The sequence below is a fragment of the Flavobacterium lotistagni genome (assembly GCF_011392125.1).
GTDB lineage: Bacteria > Bacteroidota > Bacteroidia > Flavobacteriales > Flavobacteriaceae > Flavobacterium > Flavobacterium lotistagni.
Genome location: NZ_JAAJBU010000007.1, coordinates 1 through 24,242, shown reverse-complemented (window position 1 = coordinate 24,242; position 24,242 = coordinate 1). Strand labels below are relative to the sequence as shown.

At 42.0% G+C, this 24,242-nt stretch carries 13 protein-coding genes; 2 read left to right on the top strand and 11 right to left on the bottom strand.

Translation table 11 applies throughout. The annotated features are described in order from the left end of the window. Positions 1-83: 83 nt before the first annotated feature. The 11 genes from G4D82_RS09040 to G4D82_RS08990 all read right to left on the bottom strand — a co-directional run bounded on the left by G4D82_RS09040 (position 84) and on the right by G4D82_RS08990 (position 11,335). Positions 84-2,489, bottom strand: a complete 2,406-nt coding sequence (locus tag G4D82_RS09040) for an outer membrane beta-barrel family protein (RefSeq protein ID WP_166336829.1) — start codon at positions 2,487-2,489, stop codon at positions 84-86. Between the two features lie 109 nt (positions 2,490-2,598). Then, positions 2,599-3,051: a GNAT family N-acetyltransferase gene (locus G4D82_RS09035; protein WP_166336827.1), complete on the bottom strand. Its 453-nt coding sequence runs from the start codon at positions 3,049-3,051 to the stop codon at positions 2,599-2,601. 427 nt (positions 3,052-3,478) lie between these two features. Continuing rightward, positions 3,479-4,813 carry a WD40/YVTN/BNR-like repeat-containing protein gene (locus G4D82_RS09030; RefSeq protein WP_166336825.1) on the bottom strand — a complete coding sequence of 445 codons (1,335 nt, stop codon included), beginning with the start codon at positions 4,811-4,813 and terminating at the stop codon, positions 3,479-3,481. Between the two features lie 24 nt (positions 4,814-4,837). Then, the gene (locus tag G4D82_RS09025; protein WP_166336823.1) at positions 4,838-5,095 is read right to left on the bottom strand and encodes a hypothetical protein; all 258 of its coding nucleotides are present in this window, start codon (positions 5,093-5,095) and stop codon (positions 4,838-4,840) included. 12 nt (positions 5,096-5,107) lie between these two features. Beyond that, positions 5,108-6,487, bottom strand: coding sequence for an alpha/beta fold hydrolase (locus G4D82_RS09020; RefSeq protein WP_166336821.1), 1,380 nt, complete (start codon positions 6,485-6,487; stop codon positions 5,108-5,110). A gap of 54 nt (positions 6,488-6,541) precedes the next feature. Then, on the bottom strand, positions 6,542-7,402 hold the full coding sequence (locus G4D82_RS09015; protein WP_166336819.1) for a helix-turn-helix domain-containing protein: 861 nt from the start codon (positions 7,400-7,402) through the stop codon (positions 6,542-6,544). 399 nt (positions 7,403-7,801) lie between these two features. Continuing rightward, a complete protein-coding gene (locus G4D82_RS09010) occupies positions 7,802-8,191 on the bottom strand; it encodes a ribonuclease E inhibitor RraB (protein WP_166336817.1) in 390 nt (129 codons plus the stop codon). Between the two features lie 69 nt (positions 8,192-8,260). Further along, positions 8,261-8,662 (bottom strand): hypothetical protein, encoded by a 402-nt coding sequence (locus tag G4D82_RS14405; RefSeq protein ID WP_207788151.1) that lies wholly within the window; start codon positions 8,660-8,662, stop codon positions 8,261-8,263. Positions 8,663-8,776: 114 nt separating this feature from the next. Further along, complete coding sequence (locus tag G4D82_RS09000) at positions 8,777-9,952, bottom strand: porin (RefSeq protein WP_166336815.1); 1,176 nt, start codon at positions 9,950-9,952, stop codon at positions 8,777-8,779. 2 nt (positions 9,953-9,954) lie between these two features. Beyond that, a complete protein-coding gene (locus tag G4D82_RS08995) occupies positions 9,955-10,683 on the bottom strand; it encodes an SdiA-regulated domain-containing protein (protein ID WP_166336813.1) in 729 nt (242 codons plus the stop codon). A gap of 4 nt (positions 10,684-10,687) precedes the next feature. Further along, positions 10,688-11,335, bottom strand: a complete 648-nt coding sequence (locus G4D82_RS08990; RefSeq protein WP_166336811.1) for a hypothetical protein — start codon at positions 11,333-11,335, stop codon at positions 10,688-10,690. 218 nt (positions 11,336-11,553) lie between these two features. Between G4D82_RS08990 and G4D82_RS08985 the strand changes: the two genes are divergently transcribed. Then, positions 11,554-14,922 (top strand): lipoprotein LpqH, encoded by a 3,369-nt coding sequence (locus G4D82_RS08985; RefSeq protein ID WP_166336809.1) that lies wholly within the window; start codon positions 11,554-11,556, stop codon positions 14,920-14,922. A gap of 172 nt (positions 14,923-15,094) precedes the next feature. Then, positions 15,095-24,242, top strand: a 9,148-nt coding sequence (locus tag G4D82_RS08980) for a beta strand repeat-containing protein (protein ID WP_166336807.1), incomplete at its 3' end; no start/stop codon positions are given.

The following is a 24,242-nucleotide window of genomic DNA, read 5'->3' as shown; positions in this document are numbered from 1 at the left end:
CTGTAAGATTTTAAAATTGGATATAATCCTATAGTCCTATAATCTTAAAATCCTATAGTCTCAAAATCTTACAGATAAACAAATTATTTCCCGATTCTGTTCTTTTCATCTTCAAGTCCGGTTTCGCGCTGTCTGGATTTTTTCACAGCATCGTTACCGAATTTGTAGCTCAAGCTAAATCGCAATTGACGGCTGTCTTGTCCGCCGTTTCCGTTGATTTTTACAAAAGCATATTCGGTTCTTCCTTGCCAAGGAGAAGTGTAAAAGATATCTGAAACTGCAACTCTAGCAGTAAATTTCTTATTCCAGAATTGTTTCTGTACTGCCATATCCAACGAGCCAATGCTGCTGGTTCTGAAAGTTCCGCCCCAAATTGATGGCGAACTGTACCAACCTGAAATTTCCAGATTGATTCCTTGAGGTAAGCTAAAATTGTTTTGTCCGTAAAGGCTTAAAGTTTCTTGCTCAATCGATATAAACGAATCGTTGGTGGCTGTGAATTTACTTTGGAATGCATTCATACTTAAGTAAACATTCCACCATTTGTTCACTTCAAACGGATAAGAAATACCCAGATCAATAATTTGTTGATTGGCCACGTTTCTCGACGATAAAAAACTTCTGCTCGGTCCGTCGGCTTCGATTACTTGAGCAAAGAAATCTGTTACACGCGAATAGCTGATACTGGTATTTAAAGTATAATTATAGGTGTGCGAGAGCTTAACGTTATCAGTGTATTGAGGTTTCAAGAACGGGTTGCCGCGCATGAACGACAATTCATCCAACTGATACTCGAACGGATTCAATGATTCGTAATCCGGTCTCTCAATTCGGCGGCTGTAGGTCATGGCTAAGGAATGCTTTTGTGTCAACTGATAAGTAATTCCGCCGCTGGGAAACAAATCGGTGTAATTGCGTTTGACACGCTCATTATTGCTTTGCACCAAAGCATTGAGTTTTCCATCTGAATTGGTATTTTCCACGCGAAGTCCAAATTGGAAATTGATTTTCTTATAGGTATAGTTGTAATTCAAATAACCCGCATTGACATTTTCCTTGTAAATAAACTGGTTACTTCGGTTCGGATTCAGCACCAAAATATTTCCGTTTTCATTGAAAAAATCCAGCGTATTGTCAGTTTTTACTAACGAGGTTTTTACACCAATGCCCAATTTTCCTTTGAACAAATTTCTTTCGTAGTCGGTTTTGAATGTTCCGATGTCAATGGTTACCGGTGTATTTTGAAATGTGTTGTTGCGGTTTAAAACAGTCGATTCATCGGCAGCCAAATAGGTATTGGGTTGGTAATTGTCTTTTTTGCGAACGTATTTTCCGTAATCAATATCAATGTTGAGCGAAGTACCCAAAGTGTCGGCATATTTGTAATTCACATTCGAATATAAATTGTAAGTGCGCGTGTGCGAATCGCTGCGGGCCGAAAGAATACTGTCATTGACCGGCGCACCTATTTGACGAATTGGAGTTCGGGTACTCAAATTCGAGAAACTATTGTTGAAGTTTCCTGTTAGAATCACTCCGAAAGTATTTTTAGCATTGGCGTAATAGTCGTAACCCAGCTTGAGATTGTTGGCATTAACGGTGTTTTTGGTTTTCGATTTCGAATCAAAAAGCGTGTTGCCTTGCTCGCGAAAAATATTAATGAAGTCGTAATTGTTGCCAAAACGGTTGCTGTAATTTCCGTAAATATTGTTTTTCTTGTTGCGGTTGTTCAGCGAAAGCGAATTGATAGCAGTGGCATACTTTCCCATATTGGTGCCCGAAGTCGCGGTTCCGTTGGTGCCGAAATTCTTGTTTTTCTTGAGTTTGATGTTGACAATTCCGGCATTTCCGGCGGCATCGTATTTAGAAGAAGGTTGTGTGATGATTTCAATACTGTCGATATCGTTGGCTTGGATGGTTTTCAGAAAATTGGTCAAGTCGGCGCCAGTTAAGTACGATTGTTTTCCGTCGATGTAAATCAGTACGCCGGTTTTTCCTTCCACAATTAAATTGTCGTTGTTGTCGATCATCACACCGGGTGCTTTTCGAAGCAATTCAAAACCAGAACTTCCCGTGGAGTTGATGGTATTTTGCACATTGAACACAGTTTTATCGGCCAAAACCTGAATCATAGGTTTTTTTCCTTTAATGCTCACCTCAGAAAGTTCGTTGACTTTTTCCTTGAGTGTCATCTGCGGAAGCACTACAGGCGTTCCGCTTAAGGTGAACACTTCTGAGCGAAAATCTTTGTAACCTAAGGCAGAAATTTGCACGAAATAACTGCCGTCGGGAATATTCAAAAAACGAAATGTACCCTGAGCATCAGCTACGGTAGATTTATAAAATGAGGTTTTTCCGGTTTGGTGCAGTAGTACAGTAATTCCTGAATTGGTGGTAGTTTCATTGGCTTTCACCGTTCCAGAAATGCTTTGTTGTGCCGATACAATAGAAATAGAAACTAATAAAAACAGGGTAATGATTTTTTTCATGAAAAGCGATTGATGATTGATGAAGTTTAGTGCGGCAAAACTAGCTAATTTTTACGCAAGTTGTTACTTGGTCAATACATTGAACCGCTTGTTACAGTAGAAAGAGAATTTAACCGAGTTTTTTTTCGAAGCAAACACTGTTCTCCACACCGGCATATTGGCCGTAATTCGGAATCACATGGTACTGGTTTTTGTGATACAAAGCAATAGCCTCTGGTTGTTTGAGGCCGGTTTCTAGAATACAGTTTTTGTAGCCTAAGGTTATAGCCCAATCTTCCAGCGCTTTTAAAACCAGCGATGCAATTCCTTTTCCACGAAGTTCCGGCACGACGAACATGCGTTTGACTTCCATCGTTTTTGCATCATAAGGTTTGATGGCACCGCAGCCTACAGCCTGATTTTCGTCATACGCCACAACGACATATTGCAAATGGGCGATTGAATTGAACTGCGCGTAAAAACCGTGTTCTTCACCGTCGCGAATGGCTAGGTCAGCATCAAGAGCGGTTACCAATTCTTTAAAATCACTGTTTTCGGAATTTGTGTGTGTTATTTTAATCATTAAGGGTGTTTTTTAATGGGTCAAATGTAAATAAAACTATTTTTTATTTGTATGTACCCTATAAAAAAATGACTCATTGATTTTTTGAAGGTAAGTCAGGATGTTTTTAGATACTCTTCGTGGAGGTCGCTTTGCTGAAAGAGCTAAGACCGTTGCCCAGCTAGATAATTTACGAAAACTTGAATTGGAGTTGTGAGAAGCAAAATGGCAACGAAGAAGTTTTTTTAAAAGGCAGGAATTTCAGTTAATTTAAGCCAAAAGAGCACTTTGGTTTTGATGCTCAAGCTGTTGTTTCTTTTTCTTGCACGTCTTTCAGGTTACTTACAGTCATTACCCAACGTTTTTTAGACAATGGTTTCAATTTATTTATCTCTTAAATGTTTATTTTATTATCTCGGTGAAATCGTTGATTTTGTATAAACTAGATTTAATTGGTTATAGCTATTTTTTCTTTGAATATTTTGCCCTTTTCATCGGTAAATTTTAAGAGGTAATTTCCCGTGGCCACATTAGGTAGCTTGAACATAAAAGGAGCTTCTTTTGTTCCGGTATAAAACGTGTCAAATAAAACGGTTGTTACTTTTCCGTCTGTGCTTACCAGTTCAGATTTGACAATCTTGGTTTTGATTTTATCCAAACTAATAGCAATATACTGACCTGAAAAAGCCGGATTAGGCGAAACCAACAAATCATTTTTCGATGGTTGGTACGAGGAAATCCCTAAAGTGCCGTTATCGGTCATTTTAAATACATTCAAACCAATAGCATACACAGTTTTACTTCCGTCAAGATTTTCAGTAATGCTGAATTTATTAGCGTATTGACCAATATTTTTCTCTGTCCAAGTTAAGCCTCCATCTAGCGTTTCATATCCGGTGTTTTCTGCGCCAACCCAACCCACGGACTCGTTGATGAACCCGATGCCGAATTCCCTCGCGCCAGAATTGGTCAAAGGCAATTCGCTCCATGTTAGTCCGCCATCAGTAGTTTTAATAATGTAGCGTTGTGTTGTGGCAGTATTATAACTTTGAATGCTGGCATAACCTACATTTTCAGTTGGGAATGAAGCTTTCCACATAATTTCGTAGTTTCTTGTTGAGGTATACACAACCGACCAAGTCGCGCCGCCATCAGTGGTTCTGATCACGCGCGCCTTAGACGAGGCAATGTTGGCATTGGTACCGGTAAAAGCATAACCGATTTCAGGTGTCTGAAAGTGCAAATCTAGAATCATTTTGCATTGGTTTGAGACATCGCTTCCCACCCAAGTATTCCCGCCATCGGTGCTTTTGAGAATTACTTGTGGTGTTCCGACCCGACCTGCGGCATAGATTACGTTTTCGTTTACTACTTCGATGGCACAAATTCCTGCCGGAACAACGCCGGTAATCGATGCGGTGACGGGTGCCCAACTATTGCCGCCATCTATGGTTTTATAGAGCGGATTGGTATCAGTAACCCCAGGAAAATAATTGGTTCCGATGTTGCCTGCAAAGCCTATTTGATCGTTAACAAAAGCAATACTTCGGAAGTAAGTGCCCGGCGCATTTTTTTGTTGTATCCATGTGTTTCCTCCGTCTTGGGTTTTAAAAATTTTACCTGAGCCGTTGACAGCCCATCCGAGATTTTGATTTAAGAAAAATATGCCATCTTGTTTGCTAGTATTGTAAGGCGCATTGGGAAGATTTGACCAATTGTAAGGTTGTGCCTGAGTTAAAGCGAAAATACTCAGTAGAACAACAGTAAGTAAAGCTTTTTTCATGTTTGTATAGTATTGTTAATGGAATTAATTTTTGTCGTTGACACCAATAACATATCCGAAAAGTGAGCCTACCAAGCCCAAATGAACTATGAGCCATGTTTTTTGCCAAAGTGGTCTTTCTTTCCAAGGTTGAAGCTGATCAAACGGATCAAAGGCCAATGCAATTCCGAGGGAAGAACAAGCACTCAAGTAGGATTGTCTCGCTATAATTTCGTAAAAGCCAAACAACACAAATCCGACATAAAGAAATCTAGTGAAGTAGTTGGTGGTTTTTGTTTCCATATAGGGAAAGGTTTAGTTTTTAATCAACAATTGTTTATTGGCCCATTCAACACTTTTCTGAGTGACATCAAAATCGAAAAGGTCGAACAGCTTCTGAATTTTTCCTGTATTAAAAAGCTCATAAGCATTTTCTCTAGTCAAGGTTTTCGCTAAATAATGATCTGTTTCAGGGAAAACTAGTAACTCAGCATGGTTCGGATGATAGTAATTTACGGTGTAGACAATCTGCTCGTGATCGGGTTTTGAAAATGCTTGATAATCGGCACCACCGTAAAGCACTAAAACTCTTGCTGTGGTATCTTTCCAATAGTCGAGTAACGGAATCTCCATAATTTGCCGCCAATATTCTTGATTGCGATCAAAAATTCTATTTTCTCCATCGTATTGCCAGTCTTTCTTAAGCGCTTCAAGGCGTTCGGCAGAGGAAGCAATTGCTTTCAAGTCCTTTTTTTCGATGTAGTACTCGTAAGCAATTTGAGTTTGTAATCGGCAGGTTCTTTCAAATTCCATCGGATCTGGTTTGGCCAGCATGAGTTGTAAGCGGTTCATTTCGAGCTGGTATTCGAAGAAACTTTTGGTGGTTGTTCCGTAAACGATAGTACCTTTTACAGCGTTTTTTGCACCAATAGCCGGAGCCACGATACCGCCCATGGAATGCCCAAATAGAAAGACGTTGTCTGTGTCAACATAAGGCAGCGATTTTAGTTTGTTTAAGCCGGCAGTAAAGCTTTCAATCTCGTCGTAAAGATTGGTTGACTCACAATCAGGTGTATTTTGACTGTCGCCCAATCCGCTTTTTTCAACGCGAAGAACCACGTATCCGGCATCGCTAAAGGCCCTAACGATTCTTCCATAAGGATGATTTTCTGATAAATTATCTACAGAGGAACAAGTATAACCCGGAATAAAAAGTACCGCCGGAGATTTGCTTTCTTTTTTGGGTTTGTTGATGATGACACTCAATAAGCCTTCTTTGTAAGGCACGCTTTCGTATATAATCGCGGCATTTTTATCCGTTTCTCGATCACGGCCAGTGACTTTTCCTTTGATTTTTATTGTTTTTCCTTTTCTAGCGATTTCGATTTCAATAGAAGTTCCTTCAGTTTTGGAATTGATATATTTACTTAGTAAAAGAGGTTTAGCAAAGTAGTTCTGATCTACAGAAAGAATGACATCATCGGGAAGCATTTCAAGTTTTTTGGAAGTTCCGCCCACAACCTGAACGATTTTAATTCCTTTTGGCTCTTTCAAGGCCAGTGCTTGATAGTTTTCAGTACTGACGGTTTCTAGTTTTGCGCCAAGCCAACCTTTTCGGGGTAATTGTTGTGCAAATATTTTCTGTAACGCACATATTAGCAGTAGATTAAATAAAAAAATGATTAGGTTTCTCATTATTGTTTGTTTGATTTTTAAACAAAAATAATTCTGCCTATATCAATTGTATTGTCAAAAATTGCTAATATTCTTCTTGAAGTTGTTTGGCGTAATCGCGTATTTTTTCTTGAAGCATTTCGTGAACGACGGCTGGTCTGCAAATCCGCTCAAAAAAGCGACATCGTTTAAATCATAATTTTCTGAAAGAAGTGTTTTCGAAAATTCCAATCGTTTTTGAATAATGTATTGGTGCGGTGTTACCGAAAAAGCCTTTTTAAACAATCTGAGAAAGTGATATTCCGATACGTTGTTGTTTTCGGCAATGTTTTGAAGGTCTATTTTTTCGAGGTAATGCTGGTCGATATATTCTCGCGAATCCAGCAATAAGTTGAAGGTTCTTTTGTTGGTGGTTGTCTTTAAAGCGTCGAGATTTTTGTACTGACCGAATAAATGGTATTGCTCGGCCAACAAGCTTTCCGACAACAAATAAAAGATTTCACTATTCAATAAATCATTGTTTTTTATGATAGATTCAAACTCATTTCCAATATTTTTTAAAGCACCACCGAGTAAATTGTTCGATAGCTTGAATCTGGTTTTGATAGTATCCTGATCAAACAAGTAATTTTTAAAAGTAGGAAAGTCACGGTAGTTGTAGGTTATAACCTCATGAATGATTTCTTCCGAAAGATCGATACAAATGCCGTAAACCGGAGTTGGGTTATCTATTTTAACGTTTGAAAAAGTTTTTGAACCTACTAAATATTCGTTCGGTTTGAGGGTATATTCCTTTTTGCCCATTTTGTAGGCTTCAGCACCCGCAACAACATACTTTATAGAAAAGTCTTTGAAGCAAACTTCTCCATTAAAGTGATGCACTTTAGAGAATCGAATTTCGCTTCCTTTAGAATCGGTTAAAATCGTTTTGTTCATTTTCTAGTTAAGAGTAAGGTAATGCTACTTTTTATCCAAAAAATCTCACGCAATAAGTATCAAAACCCTGCTGCTGTTACAAAAAAGGTAAATTTACTTATTTTTCAAATCAGGAAACAACACTTAATTGAAGTAAGGGAAGTTGCTTCGCTAAATAATGCTTTTGTAAATTCAAAGCTAGAAATAAAAAAATCCATCAAATCAAAGTGATGGACTTTTTACTTAGCATTGCGCCTGGTTCGGAGTTTGATATAGTTCTTAAACTTTCGTGTCGAGGATATGGATTTGTTTGACGTTAATTAACCGAGGAAATACGCTCTGTATTATCAAAAGTTCTTGAAATCCCTAAGTGATTCGATTGAGTGTTTTAATTAAAAAAGCTTATTTTAGTCTACGAAATCAGATGCTAACTCGCCATCTTTCAAAATTACAATCGTGTTCATAGCCCAATACACACATATCAGTTGCCCATTTCTTTAACACTTCATGCATCATTTTCATGGGCGATGTCCGACCCGAAACTACCCATTGATTTTTACTATTGTTCTCGGCGTTGACCGAATAACCTAGCTTTTCTAAGCGTTTAGTGAGTTCAAATTTTCGGTCAGTCGAACCAACGCTAAACCAAAATTCAATGCTGTAGGCATCGCCTTCTTCTACATTCAATTCGCGCAAACCAACCAATGTTTCTACTGCCAAATGAGATTGTTGGTCGCGGTTTTTAATGAAATCGATTTCAGAGACAAATCGTTTATTTTGTTTGGGTTTTAAGAAATTTAATATTCGCATGGGAATCAAATTGATCAGTCAACAAAATGGGTTGGAATAGAGAGATTGGTTGAATTTCGACTTTAGCCTTTATTTTTTCGACTTCTTTTTAGAAGCTTTCTTTTTAGACTTTTTTTCTTTGAGTTTTTTCTTCGCTTTCTCTTTTTTGGCTTTTTCTTTTTTCTTCTTCTTTGCCTTTTTCTCCTTTTCTTTCTTTTTGTCTTTGTCTTTTTTCTCCTTTTTCTGCTTTTCCTTTTTAGGATTTTTTTCCAGAGTAGGCTCGTTCAAATCCATGCCTTCTTCGTTTGAGACAGATTCCTCGCTGGCGGCATCATTTTCTGCTGCGGCTGAAGCATCGGCTCTCACATCCTCGACGGATTTTACATTAGATTTTCGCGCTATAGGTTTCTTCTCCGCCATTTCCTCGATAGGTTGAGCATCCGACGACGATATTTCAGGGTTCAAATCTTCAGTGGGTTTGTTTTCTTCCATTTCGTTCAATTTAAAATGTTGCATTTTATTGTTAAGCAAATGTAAAGCAACACGAACGCTCTGCAATGTTAAGTTTTGCTTTGGGATGAAAACTTAACATTGGAAGTTGTCAAATTATTTGAAAAGAAACTGCATCCCGATCCGGAATTGCTCGTCCCACTTGAGCGGATCGAGGCTTTCTTCTTTCAAGATATTGAAGTATTGGAATTTGATCATCGCATTGTAACCGCTAAGCTGATAGGCCAGTGCCGAAGAGAAACGTTGCGAGTTTCCGGGCACCAAATCATTCAAATCAAGTTCTTCGTAGCGTGCAGAGACGATCGTTTTCCAGTTTTTGATAAAATAATTGGCTTGGGCGATGTAACCGCCAGATAGTACATATCCTTTTGTCTGTTTGGGTGTCAGGTTTACGAACAAAGGGTCGTTGTCGTTTTGCGGTTCGATTTTCATTTGATGGATTTCGAACTGTCCGGAAAATCCCATGTATTGAAACGAAGCATCCATTCCGTACACATATCTTTTGCCATCGATGACCTTCAAACCATATTCACCAGCCGCATTGTCGGGAAAAAATTCACCCGCGGGCAATTGTTTATTCATATAGCGTGCGTTCAAACCAATAGCAAACATAGGAATAGGTGTGATGCGGTCGTCAATATCGCGATAACGGTAACGAGAAGGATATGCCATATCGAATCGTCCGATGTATTCTAACTGACCGCTCGGATCGTTGTCTCCGGCAAGAGAAAGTTCGCCCAAACCGGTGTATGCTCCCAAGTAAATATTGGCGCGTTGTTTCCAGAAATTTTTCATCAAAGTTACCCCGACATCCCTTCTGGAGAAAATCGAACCACGCACGAGTTCTGCCCTTTGCCAATAAGGCGAGAAACTAAACGGGTGCATTGAACTTCTCGAATAATACACCTTGCCGTAACCCATTTCCACTTCCAAAAATCGAAAGCCTTTATATTTTACGGTAGCTTGCATCAGTCCTGGGTTTTCGGGATCAATTTCTTGTCCGGAGTTATTGGCGGCCATATCGGCAAAATCTGCTTTGAGTTCGTATTCATAATCGCTACCGACGCGCCCTTCGAGATTGAGTTCGGCATCGCGCAGTTTGAACCGGTTTTTAGATTGGTCTTCTTCGCCTGCTTTAAGTTGTCGGTCGTTATAATAAGTGGAAATACTACCGGAAATTTCCAAAACGTGTTTGCCGTTGGAGAGAGTCACTTGAGCGCCCATCGTTTTAAACAAGAAAAGCGCCGCACTGCTGAGTAAAAAGTGTTTCATTTTTAGGGTTTCTCGGGATTATTGAAATAGTACATCCGCTGCATATCATCGCAACTGATCAGTAATTTTCCTTCGGCATCGAACGCTAACCCTTCCGGATTAATCAAAGGCAATTCCCATCGGGCGATACATTGATACGTCTTTGGGTCGAGTTTAAAAACAGTTCGGTCTTCATCGCTCAACAACCAAAGAAAACCCTCATTGAACGTAGCGGCTGAAATATCGCGCGCTAAAGCAGAAAGTGCTATTTGATTGGTAATAACAAATTGCGCATCGAGTTCAAAAAGCGTAACCGGATTTTTCTCGGTGAAAAGCAACCAACTTTGTTTGACCGGATTGAAGGTAAGGGCTTCATAGCCTGAATTGCGTCCACCGGAATAGGGCACATTGATGATTTTAGAACATTCTAACGTGTTTCGGTCATAAATATGGATGTTGCGGTGTGTTTCGTCAACTGCATAAACAAAATCATCGTTAACGTAAACGGCCTCATAGTCGCAGTTGGTTTCGGCTTTTTGTCGCAAGATTATCCCATCGTGGTCGGTTTCGAATAAAACACCGTTGTCACTAACCACAAAGAAATGATTGGTTTTCTTGTCAAAACAACTGTCAGAAGGTTCTGGAATTGCGGTAGCGATTGACTTGAACGGTTTGATTCTAACCGTTTTTTGAGTTTGTCCGCTGAGCGAAATGCTGAAACAGACACCAAGAAAAAGTAATTTGTATTTCATATTATTATTGCGAAGCGAGCCCTTCGAGAGTGATGTTATCAAAACGGTTGTTACCTGAAGCGCCCGCCGCCGCGTCGCCACTGAAATCGATTTTGAATTTGAAATCGGGGTTATTGCTCACCTCTGGAATATTCGAAAAATCAATGGCTACCAAATCTACAGTAGGGTCGGCAGCAGGATTGTGCGCGATTTTGTTCAATCCAACATTTGTATAATGTAAACCGTCAATGGTATAGGTATAATTTTGAGTAGTAGCGCCGTTGTTACTTCTTGACAAAGCGAATTGAAGAATTACTTTCTGAAAGCCGTTGGTCGGCAAGCTCAGTAGCAGACTTCTAGTATGTGACGGATTGCGTACTTTCAGTAGATTCTCGCCTAAGTCATTGTTTCTGGCATTGAGGAGATATCCGCCGGTATCGCCGTCCATGTAGCCGGGCCCGGTTCCGTCGTAGGTGATGGAGGCAGTTGTGGCTACTAAAGAATAGTCAGGAATAATCCGTGTGGTAGTTCCCGATAAATTATTGAAATTCCAATAATAGATCAATTGACTTTCTGGGTTTACCTTGATGATTTCGGCAGCGGGAATGTCACGATCTTCGGTGCAAGAAATGAAAGCAAAAAGCAGCAAACTTGCCAGTAAAGCGTTTCTCATAACAGGAATGATTGAACTCCAAAAATAGCCTACAGACTGTTTTGGAAACGTTAGTGTCGTATTATAAAATTGTGAATTCTCGAAGCACTGCTTAACTTTTAAATAATGATAATTTAAAATGCGTGAATCTATATTTTACGCTGAGGTAACCTGCTGAGGATAAGGGTGGTTTTAACTTTGTTCCGATAAATAGATAATTCCATCATAAAAGATTTTCTGTGAAAAAATTTCTATACTTTTCTTCGAAAAAAGCACTGTATTTATTTGTTTGTTGGCTCGTTGGTGTGGCAGCAAATGCCCAAATCGCGTCTTGGACATACGAACCCTTACAAGGTACTTTAGACAATCCGACGGCGAATGTCGGGACAGGAACTTCTGCCTTGATTAATCTAGGAGGAGGAACAATTACTACCGGAACTGCTACCGGAATGGCCGGAACCGGTTGTGGCCCACAAAGTGGAGTTACGGCTTGGGCTCTGAACCCATTCGATGCAGGAAGTACTAATGAGTCCAATGGCGTTCAATTCAATGCCTCCACAGTCGGTTACCAGAATATCACTTTTACTTGGGACCAGCGTTGGTCTAATACGGCAGCCAATACCGTTCGATTGCAATATACTACAAATGGCTCCACTTGGAATTCATTCAACATGACGGCCGGAAACACGACTTTCTGCAACGGAAGTATCAATGGGAATGGGTGTTTTGAAGCCAACTCTACTGGTGACGAGTACCGAAGAACGATTGTAAATTTTAGTGCAATCCCAACGGCAAATAACAATCCCAATTTTGGTATCAGGCTTTTGGCGGCGCATTATCAATCTACGGGGCAGTTTCGCCAGGTTTCAACTCCGGCGGCTGTCGCCAATCCTTTGGGAACATGGCGTTTCGACAACGTTTCCTTCAACGGAACGCTTTTGCCCGGACCAACGGCTTCGGTCATTTCAGGAACCACGGCAATTTGCAACGGATTGTCCACCAATCTTGTCGTTACGATAACTGGGGGAACAGGACCATTCACGGTTGTATATACTAATGGAGTCAGCAATTTTACTGTGAATAATTATACCAGTGGTGCAAACATTTCGATTACACCAACGGTTACACGAACTTATACTATAGTTTCGGTAACCAATGCTAATGGAGTAGCAGGAACCGGAAATAGTGGTGCTGCCGTAGTGACTGTAAAAAATAATACGGCTACAGTTACCGCTACCAATTTATCGACTTGTGCCACAGGAGCTTTTACCATGTCAGGCGGCTCACCGGTTGGCGGAACTTACAGTATCGGAAGCCCCTATTCGGGCGGAACAACCACTTTTACCTATTCTTATACCGATGCCAGCGGGTGTCCGAAATCTAGTGCTACTTTTACTTTTACCCGCAATGTGGCGCCAGTGATTTCCCCGCAACCGTCTGGGTCGGAAACTGTATGTCAGAATACGCCTTTTAGTCTGGTAACTGTTACTGCTACAGGAACTTCTTTGGTCTACCAATGGTACCGAAACACCACCAATTCTACTACCGGAGGAACAGCGCTGACAGGAGCTGCTTTTGCGGCTGAGGTGGCTAACGGTTCGAAAACCGCAACCTTTACTCCGCTTTCAAACACAGTAGGAACCTACTACTATTATGTCACTGTCGCCAATACTTGCTCTACCGTGAAAAGTGGAACTGCTGGAATTACTGCTGTAGGTCCATACGTGGTTACTCCGGCAGCAGTGGGCGGAACCGCTTCGCCCAATCAGTCGATATGTAATGGCGCTCCTACAGATTTAAATTTGAGTGGTTTCACCAATAGCGTTACCAAATGGCAATATGCGTCCGACTTCGCTTTTTCAACTCCGGTAGATATTCCTTCGAGTAATTCAGCGACCTTAACTTCGGCTCAGATGGGTACTTTAACCTCGACCCGCTATTACCGGGCAGTCGTAGCCAACGGAAGTTGTAACGCCTACAGCAATGTTGTCACAGTTTCCTATAACGCTACAACTTGGAACGGGTCGGCTTGGTCTAACGGAGTTCCAAGCAGCAGTACGGCTGTAGTCTTCAATGGCGACTATAGTTCTGCCAGCGATGTCGATGCTTGCTCGGTCAAGGTGAATTCTGGAAACATCACAATCAATTCCGGACACACATTGCGTATCGAGAACCAATTGGATATTTTGGGCGGATCGGTCACTTTTGAAAACAATGCCAGTTTGGTGCAAATTAATAACGGCACTAACACAGGAAACATCACCTATAAAAGGGATACAACACCGATGCGGAAATATGATTATACTTACTGGTCCTCTCCGGTTGATTATCAGATTCTCGCGAATTTGTCACCGTTTACATTATCAGACAAGTATTTTTGGTTCAACACTACTTTCTATAATTGGGAAGCAGTCACCGCTCCGGCATTAACGCCGATGGATATTGGCAAAGGGTATATCATCAGAGCGCCGCAGAATTTTGATCCAGTGACCACCGCTGTTTTTAATGGTACTTTCGTCGGTCAGCCCAACAACGGAGATTATTCGGTTAGCATTGTCAAAAGCGGAAGCAACGATTTGAATTGTATCGGAAATCCTTATCCGTCAGCGATTAGCGCAAAAAAATTTATTGAAGGCAATACGGCTGCATTTGGTCTAGTCAATCCGGGGACGACCTTATATTTCTGGACACACAATACAGCGATTACCAATAATCTATACACTTTTGATGATTATGCTACCTACAATTTTACTGGCGGTGCGGGCACCGGTGCTTCAGCGGCAGGGTTGAACAATGCCGTTCCCAACGGAATGATTGCAGCGGGCCAAGCCTTCATGATCAAAGGCGTCATCGAGGGAACTACTACTGCCACATTTACCAATGCGATGCGCGAAGTAGGCAACAATTCGCAATTTTTCAGGACGCAGAACGACTTGCAACGCAACCGCATCTGGTTGGAATTGAAAAACAGTCAAGGCGCATACAAACAAATCTTGGTCGGTTATATTGAAAATGCAACCGATGGTTTAGACAACGCTTTTGATGGCGAAACTTTAGAAGCCGGAAATTCCGCGAGTTTCTATTCGATTTTAGACAATAAGAAATTGGCGATTCAAGGAAGATCGCTTGAGTTTAGTGAGCAGGATCAAATTCCATTGGGCTTCAAGACCTCAATCGCCGGAGATTTTGAAATCGACCTTTCTGATTTTGACGGATTTTTTGAAACCCAAGACGTTTATTTGGAAGACCGACTTTTGGGTGTTGTTCACAACTTAAAGGAAAGTGCATACAGTTTCGTCACTGAATCCGGCGTTTTTGATTCACGTTTTGTGCTGCGGTTCTCGAATTCATTGTTAGGAAATTCCGAAGCTATTAAGCTGGAAAATGAAGTAATTATTTACAAAAATTTGGCTAAGCAAGTCGTTTTGAATTCCGGTGTTAAGAAAATGAAAAATATCAAAATTTTCGACACCCTCGGCAGGCTTTTACTCGATGAAAAAAATATTAATTCTAATTATTTTGTTTGGAGTAAAAATGTAAACGAATTGTTTTTATTTTTTATAGAACTAAATGACAATCAAATAATTAGTAAGAAATATAGTAATTAAAATTGAGGGATTACTATTGGTGGTATTCGCGAAAATATCGACGAAATACTACAAATAAACGGCCAAGCGATTGGTCGTTTTTTATTAACCAATTCATAACTTTTAGTTTAATGCTTTCGGCAATCGAGGCGATACTTTTACCCTACAAAACCCTAAAAATTAATTATTAACTATGAAATCAGTTTTACACCAATTGGTCAGTAAACTGTCTGATATGTTTCTCAAAAAAGAAACGAAGACCGTTACTGAAAATGGTCCGGGATTTTCTGTTCCGGGTTCATTGGTAAAAGTCAAAGGTGTCGGCTTCCTGCAAGCCTATCTAGCCACTTTTACGTACTCCTTATTTGGATTTATCCAAAAAAAATGCGCGTCCCTATTCGGATTGGAACGGCTCAGCAGCAAATCTTTGTATAGGTTAAATGCCATGGGCTTGCTAACCCTAGTGTTGTTCTTCGGAGCAAACCTATCAGCTTCAGCTCAAATTTCTTATGCGACTGCCGGATCGAATTACACTCAGGATTTCAACAATTTGCTCGGCACAGTACCTGCAAACAACACGACTATCGCGGCAAGCAATCTGCCTACCGGTTGGAGTTTCGTTGAAGCCGGTGCCAACGCCAATACTACACTGAGAGTCGATAATGGTTCTTCAAGTACAGGAGATACTTTTTTCGACGGCGCTACCAGTTCCAATGAACGGGCTTTAGGGGCTTTTGCTTCAGGAAGTTTGACGTCTCAATTCGGAGCTGTATTTACCAATAATACAGGTACAACTTTAACCCAGTTCACTCTTTCTTACACTGGTGAGCAATGGAAAGATGGAGGAAGCGGGTCTTCAGTTTTGAACAAACTCACTTTCGCTTATGCTATTAATCCCACTTCTTTAACCAGTGGAACTTATGTCAATGTGACCAATCTTGATTTTACGGCTTTGGTCAATAACAATACTGCCGATGTAGCTACTGACGGAAATGCGGCCAATAGAAGAACTGCTATTAATTATACAGTTACTGGAATTTCTTGGGCTGCCGGACAAACTTTATACATTCGTTGGACCGATACTAATGATGCGGGTAACGATGATAACTTGGCTGTTGACGATTTGACGTTTTCGGCTACAGCTCCGGTTCCTTCAATTACAACCAGCGGAACTTTAGCTGCTGTTGATACTACCTATGGCACAGCTTCGCCAACACCAACGTCATTTAATGTTTCTGGAACCAATATCGTTAGTGGTATTCTAGTAACGCCACCGAGCGGTTTTCAGGTTTCTTTGGCTTCAGGTTCAGGTTATGCTAACACCGTTACTGTAAGCGGAACAGGAACTATTGCATCAACTCCTATATATGTACGTTTAGCTGCCACCACTCCGGTAGGAACTTATTCAGGCAACATCGTTTTGTCTAGCGGCGCGACTTCGGTCAATATCGCAACTGCTTCCAGCACTGTCTCTGCAGTAAATCTTCCGGTTACTAGCCTCACTGCTAACAATAAAGTATACGATGGAACTACTACAGCCACACTCAGCGGAACACCGGTTTTGTCTGGAATTGTTCCTGGCGACGAATTGAACGTTGTTTTAGGCGGTACTCCAGTGGCGAATTTTTCAAGCGCTGAGGTAGGCACTTGGCCGGTAACTGTTACGGGTTATACCATTTCAGGTTCGGCCTCGGGTAATTATATTTTACAGCAACCTACTGGTCTGACGGCTTCGATTACAGCGGCTTCATTACCTTCTATTACTAGTGCTTTGACTGCTAATGCTATTTATGGCGTAGCAGCTGACCTTTATACCATCACAGCAACCGAAGGACCAATCCTTTCTTATAATGCCACTGGCTTACCTGTCGGATTGAACATCAATACTTTAACAGGTGAAATTACCGGAACTCCTACAGTCGTGGGAACTTTCAATGTTACGATTTCAGCGACCAATGCTAACGGTTCAGGAAGCGCTAGTTTGTCTTATACTGTGGCTCCAAAAGGACTTACTGTTACGGGTGCTATAGCGGATAATAAAGTATACGACAGAACCGACGCGGCCACCATTTCTGGTGCTACTTTAGTAGGCGTAGTGGGTGCTGACGATGTTACGATTTCAAATACGGGAACATTTGCTTCTATTGCGGTAGGAGCTGCTGTTGCGGTTACTTCTACACAAACTTTGAGCGGAGCTGATGCGGATAAATACACAGTAACTTTACCATCAGGTTTAACGGCTGACATTACAGCAAAAGCTTTGACTATTGAAAGCGCTGCGGCTCAGAACAAAGCTTACGATACGACCAATGCGGCTTCCATCACCGGAACTTTAACCGGAGTGATTGCACCAGATGTAGTGACTTTCAACGGAACCGGAACTTTCGCTAGTTCAGCAGTAGGAACTGGAATTGCAGTAACTTCTACGGCTACTTTGAGCGGTGCTGATGCAGGTAATTATACTTTGACACAGCCAACAGGTTTAACAGCAGATATTACTGCGGTACCAACATTTACCTACGGAAATTTAGTAGTAACTAAAATTGGAACCGGTGCTGCGGCTTTGACCAATGCGGCTACGGCTACTTTCTTGAATGAATATACCACTACAGGTACAGCAGGAATCAGTGTGGCTTTACCAACCACAACTAGTGGTAGCATCAACCGTTTTCTTTCTAGCGGAACGGCTACTTCTGAAGGCCAATTGAATTTATCTGCCGACGGACAATACTTAACTTTAGGTGGTTATGATGCCGTGCTAGGGCAAGCTTCTGTAAACAGTACTGCGGGAATTGCTCGTGTGATTGCGCGCGTAAATAGTTTAGGAAGTGTTTCCACAACCGTAATGCCGAATTCTATCCACAGTTCTGGTTTCAGATCGGTAGTGACCAATGATGGTTCGCGCTACTGGACAGCCGGAAATGGAGTAGGAGTTACCTCATTGTTACACCAAGGCAGTACAACTCCAACTACTCCAACAACGATTGCTTCGAACATTACCAACCTCAGAACGGTTTCGATCTTCAATAATCAATTGTACGCTAGTACTGGTTCAGGAACTACCGGAATCTACAAAGTAGGAACTGGTCTTCCAACTACAACGGGTCAAACTAGCGTTATCAACGTTCCAGCAGCGGATATTTATGCTTACCAAATCGTGAATCGCGGAGGAAGCAACTGGAACTGCTACGGCGTTTATGCCACTTCACCGGGAATTTACAAATGGTCTTCGACTGATGATGGTGCTACTTGGACTGCTCGTGGAAGTGTAATTACAGCCAACGCTTATGGTTTGGCAGCAGCCAACAACGGTTCATCGATAGATTTGTATGCAACCACTACGGTTTCAGGTACCTCTGCGATTATCAAATTAACAGATGCTACTGCGTTCAATGCGACCATTTCAGGAACGACTTCAACGATTGTAACTGCACCAGCCAATACAGCTTTCAGAGGAATTGCTTTTGCGCCAATCTCTGCTACGGCACCTTTGATTGTGGCTTCAGGTTCGCCAGCGGTTTTGAATACTACTTACGGAACGGCTTCAGCAACCACTACTTTCACGGTTTCAGGAAACAACCTGAGCAACGATATTGTACTGACTGCACCAGCTGGTTTCGAAATTTCGCAAACTGCCGGAGGTGCTAGCGGATATGCATCAACACAAACTTTAACTCAAGTTTCAGGTGCTGTGGCTGCCACTACAATTTATGTACGTTTGGCAGAAACTACTTTAGCCGGAACTTATTCAGGAAACATCACTTGCGTTTCTTCGCCAGCTACTACTGTGAATGTAGCTCTTGCTAGCAGTCTTGTGGCACCAAAAGAACTTACCGTAACTGGAGCTGTGGCTGAAAACAAAATCTACGACAGAACTACTGCAGCCATTATCAGCGGAGCTACTGCTGTAGGAACAGTTAATGGCGATGTAATTACTATTTCAGGTGGTGGTTCATTTGAGGATTTCAATGTAGGTGTCGCTAAAAATGTAATTGCTGCTTTAACGCTAAGCGGAACCAATGCATCGAGCTATACTTTAACACAACCAACTGGTTTGACTGCTGATATTACTGCCAAAGACTTGACGCTTCCTGATGCAGCGGTCAGCAATAAAGTATACGACGGAAACACCAATGCTACTTTAACTGGAACGTTGACTGGCGTAATTTCACCAGACGATGTAAGTTTGAACGCGAGTGCTTTCTTTGATAGTGCTTCAGTAGGAACTGCCATCGCGGTGACTTCGACTTCAACACTTTCGGGTGCGGATGCAGCGAATTACAACTTAGTAGAATCAACAGGATTAACTGCTGATATTACTCCAAAACAATTAACGATAGCTTCGGCTACGGCACTTAACAAAGTGTTTGACGGAAATACCGATGCCATCATCACCGGAACTTTAGTAGGTGTGATTGCTCCTGATGATGTTACCCTAATCGGAACCGGAACTTTCGCTTCGGCTGCGGTGGGTGTAAATATTCCTGTTACTTCAACTTCAACTATTGTTGGTGATATTGCCAACTATACTTTATTGCAACCTACAGGTTTAACAGCTAATATTTCTGCGGCTGAACTTTTGCCACAGACCATTACTTTCGACGCTTTGTCTGATGTAGTTTACGGAAGCGGAACTTTCACCTTAAACGCTACTTCGGATTCGGGCTTGACCGTTGCTTACTTAAGTTCTAATCCGGCCGTGGCCACGGTTTCAGGAAATGTAGTCACTGTGGTTGGTGTAGGATCAACTACCATTACAGCAATTCAATCTGGAAATGAAGTTTACGATGCGGCTACACCGGTAGATCAAAACTTAAACGTAACACCAAAAGAACTTACTGTTACGGCTACTGCCAACAATAAAGTGTACGACGGAACTTACGACGCTACCATCACCGGAACCTTGAACGGAATTGTTGGTGCAGACGTAGTAACTTTCAACGGTATCGGAGGTTTTGAAACTTTGGATGTCGCCAACGGAATCAACGTATTCTCGATTTCAACTTTGGGAGGAGCCAATGCATCTAACTATTATTTGACTCAACCAACTGGTTTGACAGCCAATATTACTCCAAAAGAGTTGACTGTTATCGGAGCTTCGGCCAACAACAAAGTATACGACGGAACTACTGCAGCTACCATCAATGGTGCTACTTTGATTGGAATTGTAGGAACTGATGATGTATCAGTTATCGGAACTGGCGTATTCGCTTCTAAAAATGTAGGAACTAATATCGAGGTGACGGCTGCTTTAACCTTAAGCGGAACCCAGGCTGGAAACTATTTCATTGCTACACAGCCAACAGGTTTGACTGCTAATATTACTCCGAAAGTATTGACCATTTCTGGTTTGACTGGCGCTGCCAAAGTATACGACGGTACAACAATGGCTACTTTATCAGGAACCGCTACTTTGGTAGGTGTTGAAGGTGCAGACGCAGTGAGCCTTGACGGAACACCAACGGTGGTTTTTGCAGACAAAAATGTGGGAACTGCCAAGCCATTGACCATTTCAGGTTATTCCATTTCTGGAGCAGATGCAGCAAATTATACCTTGACGCAACCTGCTGATGTTACTGCCGATATTACTCCGGCGACTTTGACTATTACTTCAGTTTCTGCTTTGAACAAGCCTTATGACGGAACCACTGCGGCGGTCATCAACGGTTTGCTTTCAGGAATTATTTCTCCTGATGTCGTGACCTTGATAGGTACTGGAAATTTCGCCAGTGCGGAAATCGGAAACAACATCGCTGTGACTTCGACTTCGACTTTGAGTGGAGCTGCGGCCAGCAACTATATCTTAACACAACCGACCGGTTTAACAGCTAATATTACTGAAGCGGCTACCGTTTTTGGTGTGGGCGATTTGTCAATCATTGGTTTCCAATTGAATACTCCTGATAGTTTCTCATTCGTGACTTGGTTGGACATCACTGAAGGGACTTTGATCAAATTCACTGATAACGCTTTCTTGTCTAACGCTTCAGCCAATGCGGCAAACAATGCCAGAGGAAGCGAGAACTTCATCATCTGGAAAAACAATACTGGAGGTACTATTCCTGCGGGAACGGTAATTACCATTTCAGACAATACTTCAGCCGGAATCACCAGCTTAGGAACTATTGTTTCTGGAAACTTGAGCGGTTTGTCTTCATCAGGAGACAATATCTTTGCCTACCAAGGGCCAGCTACTTCTGGAACCAATCCTGATTTCGCCGGAGTTACTGCTACCACTACGTTCAACGGAACTGTATTGTTTGGTTTGTATGCCCAAGGCAATAACACCTTGACTACTTGGCAAACCACCGGAGCCGGAGCTACAACCAGCTCTTATTTGCCTGCTGAATTGTTGGCCAATACTGAGAGCAACATCGCTATTGCAGGTAATGCCTCTAGAGGTCAATATATCGGACCAAGAAATAACCAACTGACTTTCAACGCATACAAAGCACAAGTCACCAATCCAAGCAACTGGAGTTCGGCTTCAGGTGCTGGTACTTTGACGCTAGATACTACCGTGTTTACCTTGATGTCGCCAGCGGCTATTGAAGTAACAGGTACACCACTTGCTGCTGTGGATACTACTTACGGAACCGCTTCTGCAACTCCAACTACTTTCTCTGTATCGGCTCACGATCTAGAAAACAACTTGGTGATTACTGCGCCAACTGGTTTTGAAGTATCGACTGATGGTATCGCTTATGGCGTTTCACAAACTTTGATTCCTGCTTCAGGAACTGTTGCAGCTACTACAGTTTACGTACGTTTGGCTGCTACTACCGTGGCCGGAACTTATTCAGGTGACATTACTTTAGTGTCTGCTCCAGCAGTTACTGTAAATGTGGCTACGGTTTCAAGCACAGTAAGCCCGCTTGCTATCACAACTTCTGGTGCTGTAGCGAACAATAAAGTTTACGACAGAACTACTGCCGCTACTATTTCAGGAGCTACTGCTGTTGGTTTGGTCAATGGCGATGTGATTACCATTTCTGGTGGCGGAACATTCGCTTCTGCTAATGTAGGTACTGCTATTGAAGTAACGGCAGTCTTAACCTTGAACGGAACCAATGCATCAAGTTATACCTTGATTCAGCCTACAGGTTTAACCGCTGATATCACTCCAAAAGTGCTTACAATTTCTAGTGCTGCTGCTGCCAATAAAGTATTTGACGGTAACACCGACGCAATCATTACTGGTATTTTAACTGGTGTAATTGCTCCGGATGTTGTAAGTTTCAACGGAACCGGAGTTTTCGCTTCTGCTGCCGTAGGAACCAATATCGAAGTGACTTCAACATCCACTTTGACTGGTGCTGACGCTGCGAACTACACTTTAGTACAACCAACAGGTTTGACAGCTAATATTACAGCTGCGCCACTGCTTCCACAAACCATTACATTTGATCCGTTGACCGATGTGGTTTATGGTGATACTGATTTCAACTTGACCGCTACTGCCAGTTCTTCATTGACAGTGAGCTACGTGAGTTCAAATTCGGCTGTAGCAACTGTTTCCGGAAATGTGGTAACCATTGTCGGAGTGGGAACTACTACGATTACGGCTTCTCAAGCGGGTGATTCAGTATACGATGCAGCTCCGCTTGTGAACCAAACTTTGACGGTGCTTCCAAAAGCGCTTACCGTGACGGCTACTGCTGATGATAAAGTATACGATCGTACTACTGCTGCCACTATTTCTGGTACTTTGAATGGTATCGTAGGTGCTGATGTGGTGACTTTCAACGGTCTTGGAACTTTCGCTACAGCTAATGCCGGAACTGGAATTGCTGTGACTTCTGCATCAACAATTTCTGGTGCGAACGTTGCGAATTATACTTTAACACAACCCATTGGTTTGATGGCGAACATCACTCCGAAAGCTTTGACGCTTACCGGTGCTGCTGCGGCCAACAAAACGTTTGATGGCACGACTGCAGCTACTATTACCGGAACTTTAACCGGAATCATTGCTCCTGATGTAGTGACTTTCAACGGAACCGGAACTTTCGCTACTTCGGCGGTAGGAACTGGTATTGAAGTAACTTCTACTTCAACATTGGCTGGTGCTGATGCTGCGAATTATACGCTAACACAACCTACAGGTTTAACGGCGAACATTACTTTGGCTCCAACGGTTTTGACTGTGGGTGATATTTCAATCATCGGATTCCAATTGAACGCCCCCGATTCGTTTGCTTTTGCTACTTGGGTGGATATCAATCCGAACACTTATATCAAGTTTACCGATAATGCTTTCTTGAGTGCTGGTTCGGCTAACGCAATCAACAACGGTAGAGGCGGAGAGAACTACGTGATCTGGAGAAACAATGGCGGCGTGATTCCTGCCGGTTCTGTGATTACCATCCAAGACAACACAACAGCAGCCATCACCAACAACGGAACGATTGTATCTGGAAACTTGAGTGGCTTGTCTGGATCAGGTGATAACATATTTGCTTATCAAGGTGCGGCTACTTCAGGCAACAACCCAGATTGGGCGACCAACAGTAACCCAACCACTTTCAACGGTACCGTTCTTTTTGGTTTATATGCGCAAGGAACTTCGGCTACCGCTTCATGGATTACAGCAGGTATTGCTACTTCTAACAATTCTTATCTTCCTTCGCAGCTCAACGTAGCTAATGGTAATATCGCTTTTGGAAGTTTATCTTCTAGAGGTCAGTATACTGGTTCAAGAAATAATCAAACTACTTTCGATGCTTATAAGGCTCTAGTGACTAATCCGGCGAACTGGACGACAGCTTCGGGCGCAGGAACTTTAACTTTAAATACCACTAGCTTTACTTTAGCTACAGCACCAACTGCTTCAGTTTTGGCTGGCACCACAACCATTTGTAATGGTGAGACTGCTAATTTGACTGTTACAGTTACTGGTGGAACTTCACCTTTTACCGTAGTTTATACTGACGGAACTACGAATTTCACTGTGACTAACTATGTAAGTGGTAGCAACATCGCTGTAACTCCGGTTGCAACTACTACCTATACTTTAGTCTCTGTAACCGATGCCAATGCGCTTGTGGGAACAGGTAATTCCGGCGAAGCTATAGTGAATGTAAGTATGCCAACAACTTGGTATGCAGACGGTGACGGAGATAATTTTGGTAACTTAAATATCACACAATCGGCTTGTGTTCAACCATTAGGCTTTGTGGCCGATAATACTGATTGCGACGATACCAACGCAGCTATTTACCAATTCGCTACGTTCTATGTAGATGCAGATGGTGATACTTACGGAAGTACAGCTACTGCTTCAGTTTGTTCAGGTTTGACTACACCGGCAGGTTATTCAACTACAAACGATGACTGTGATG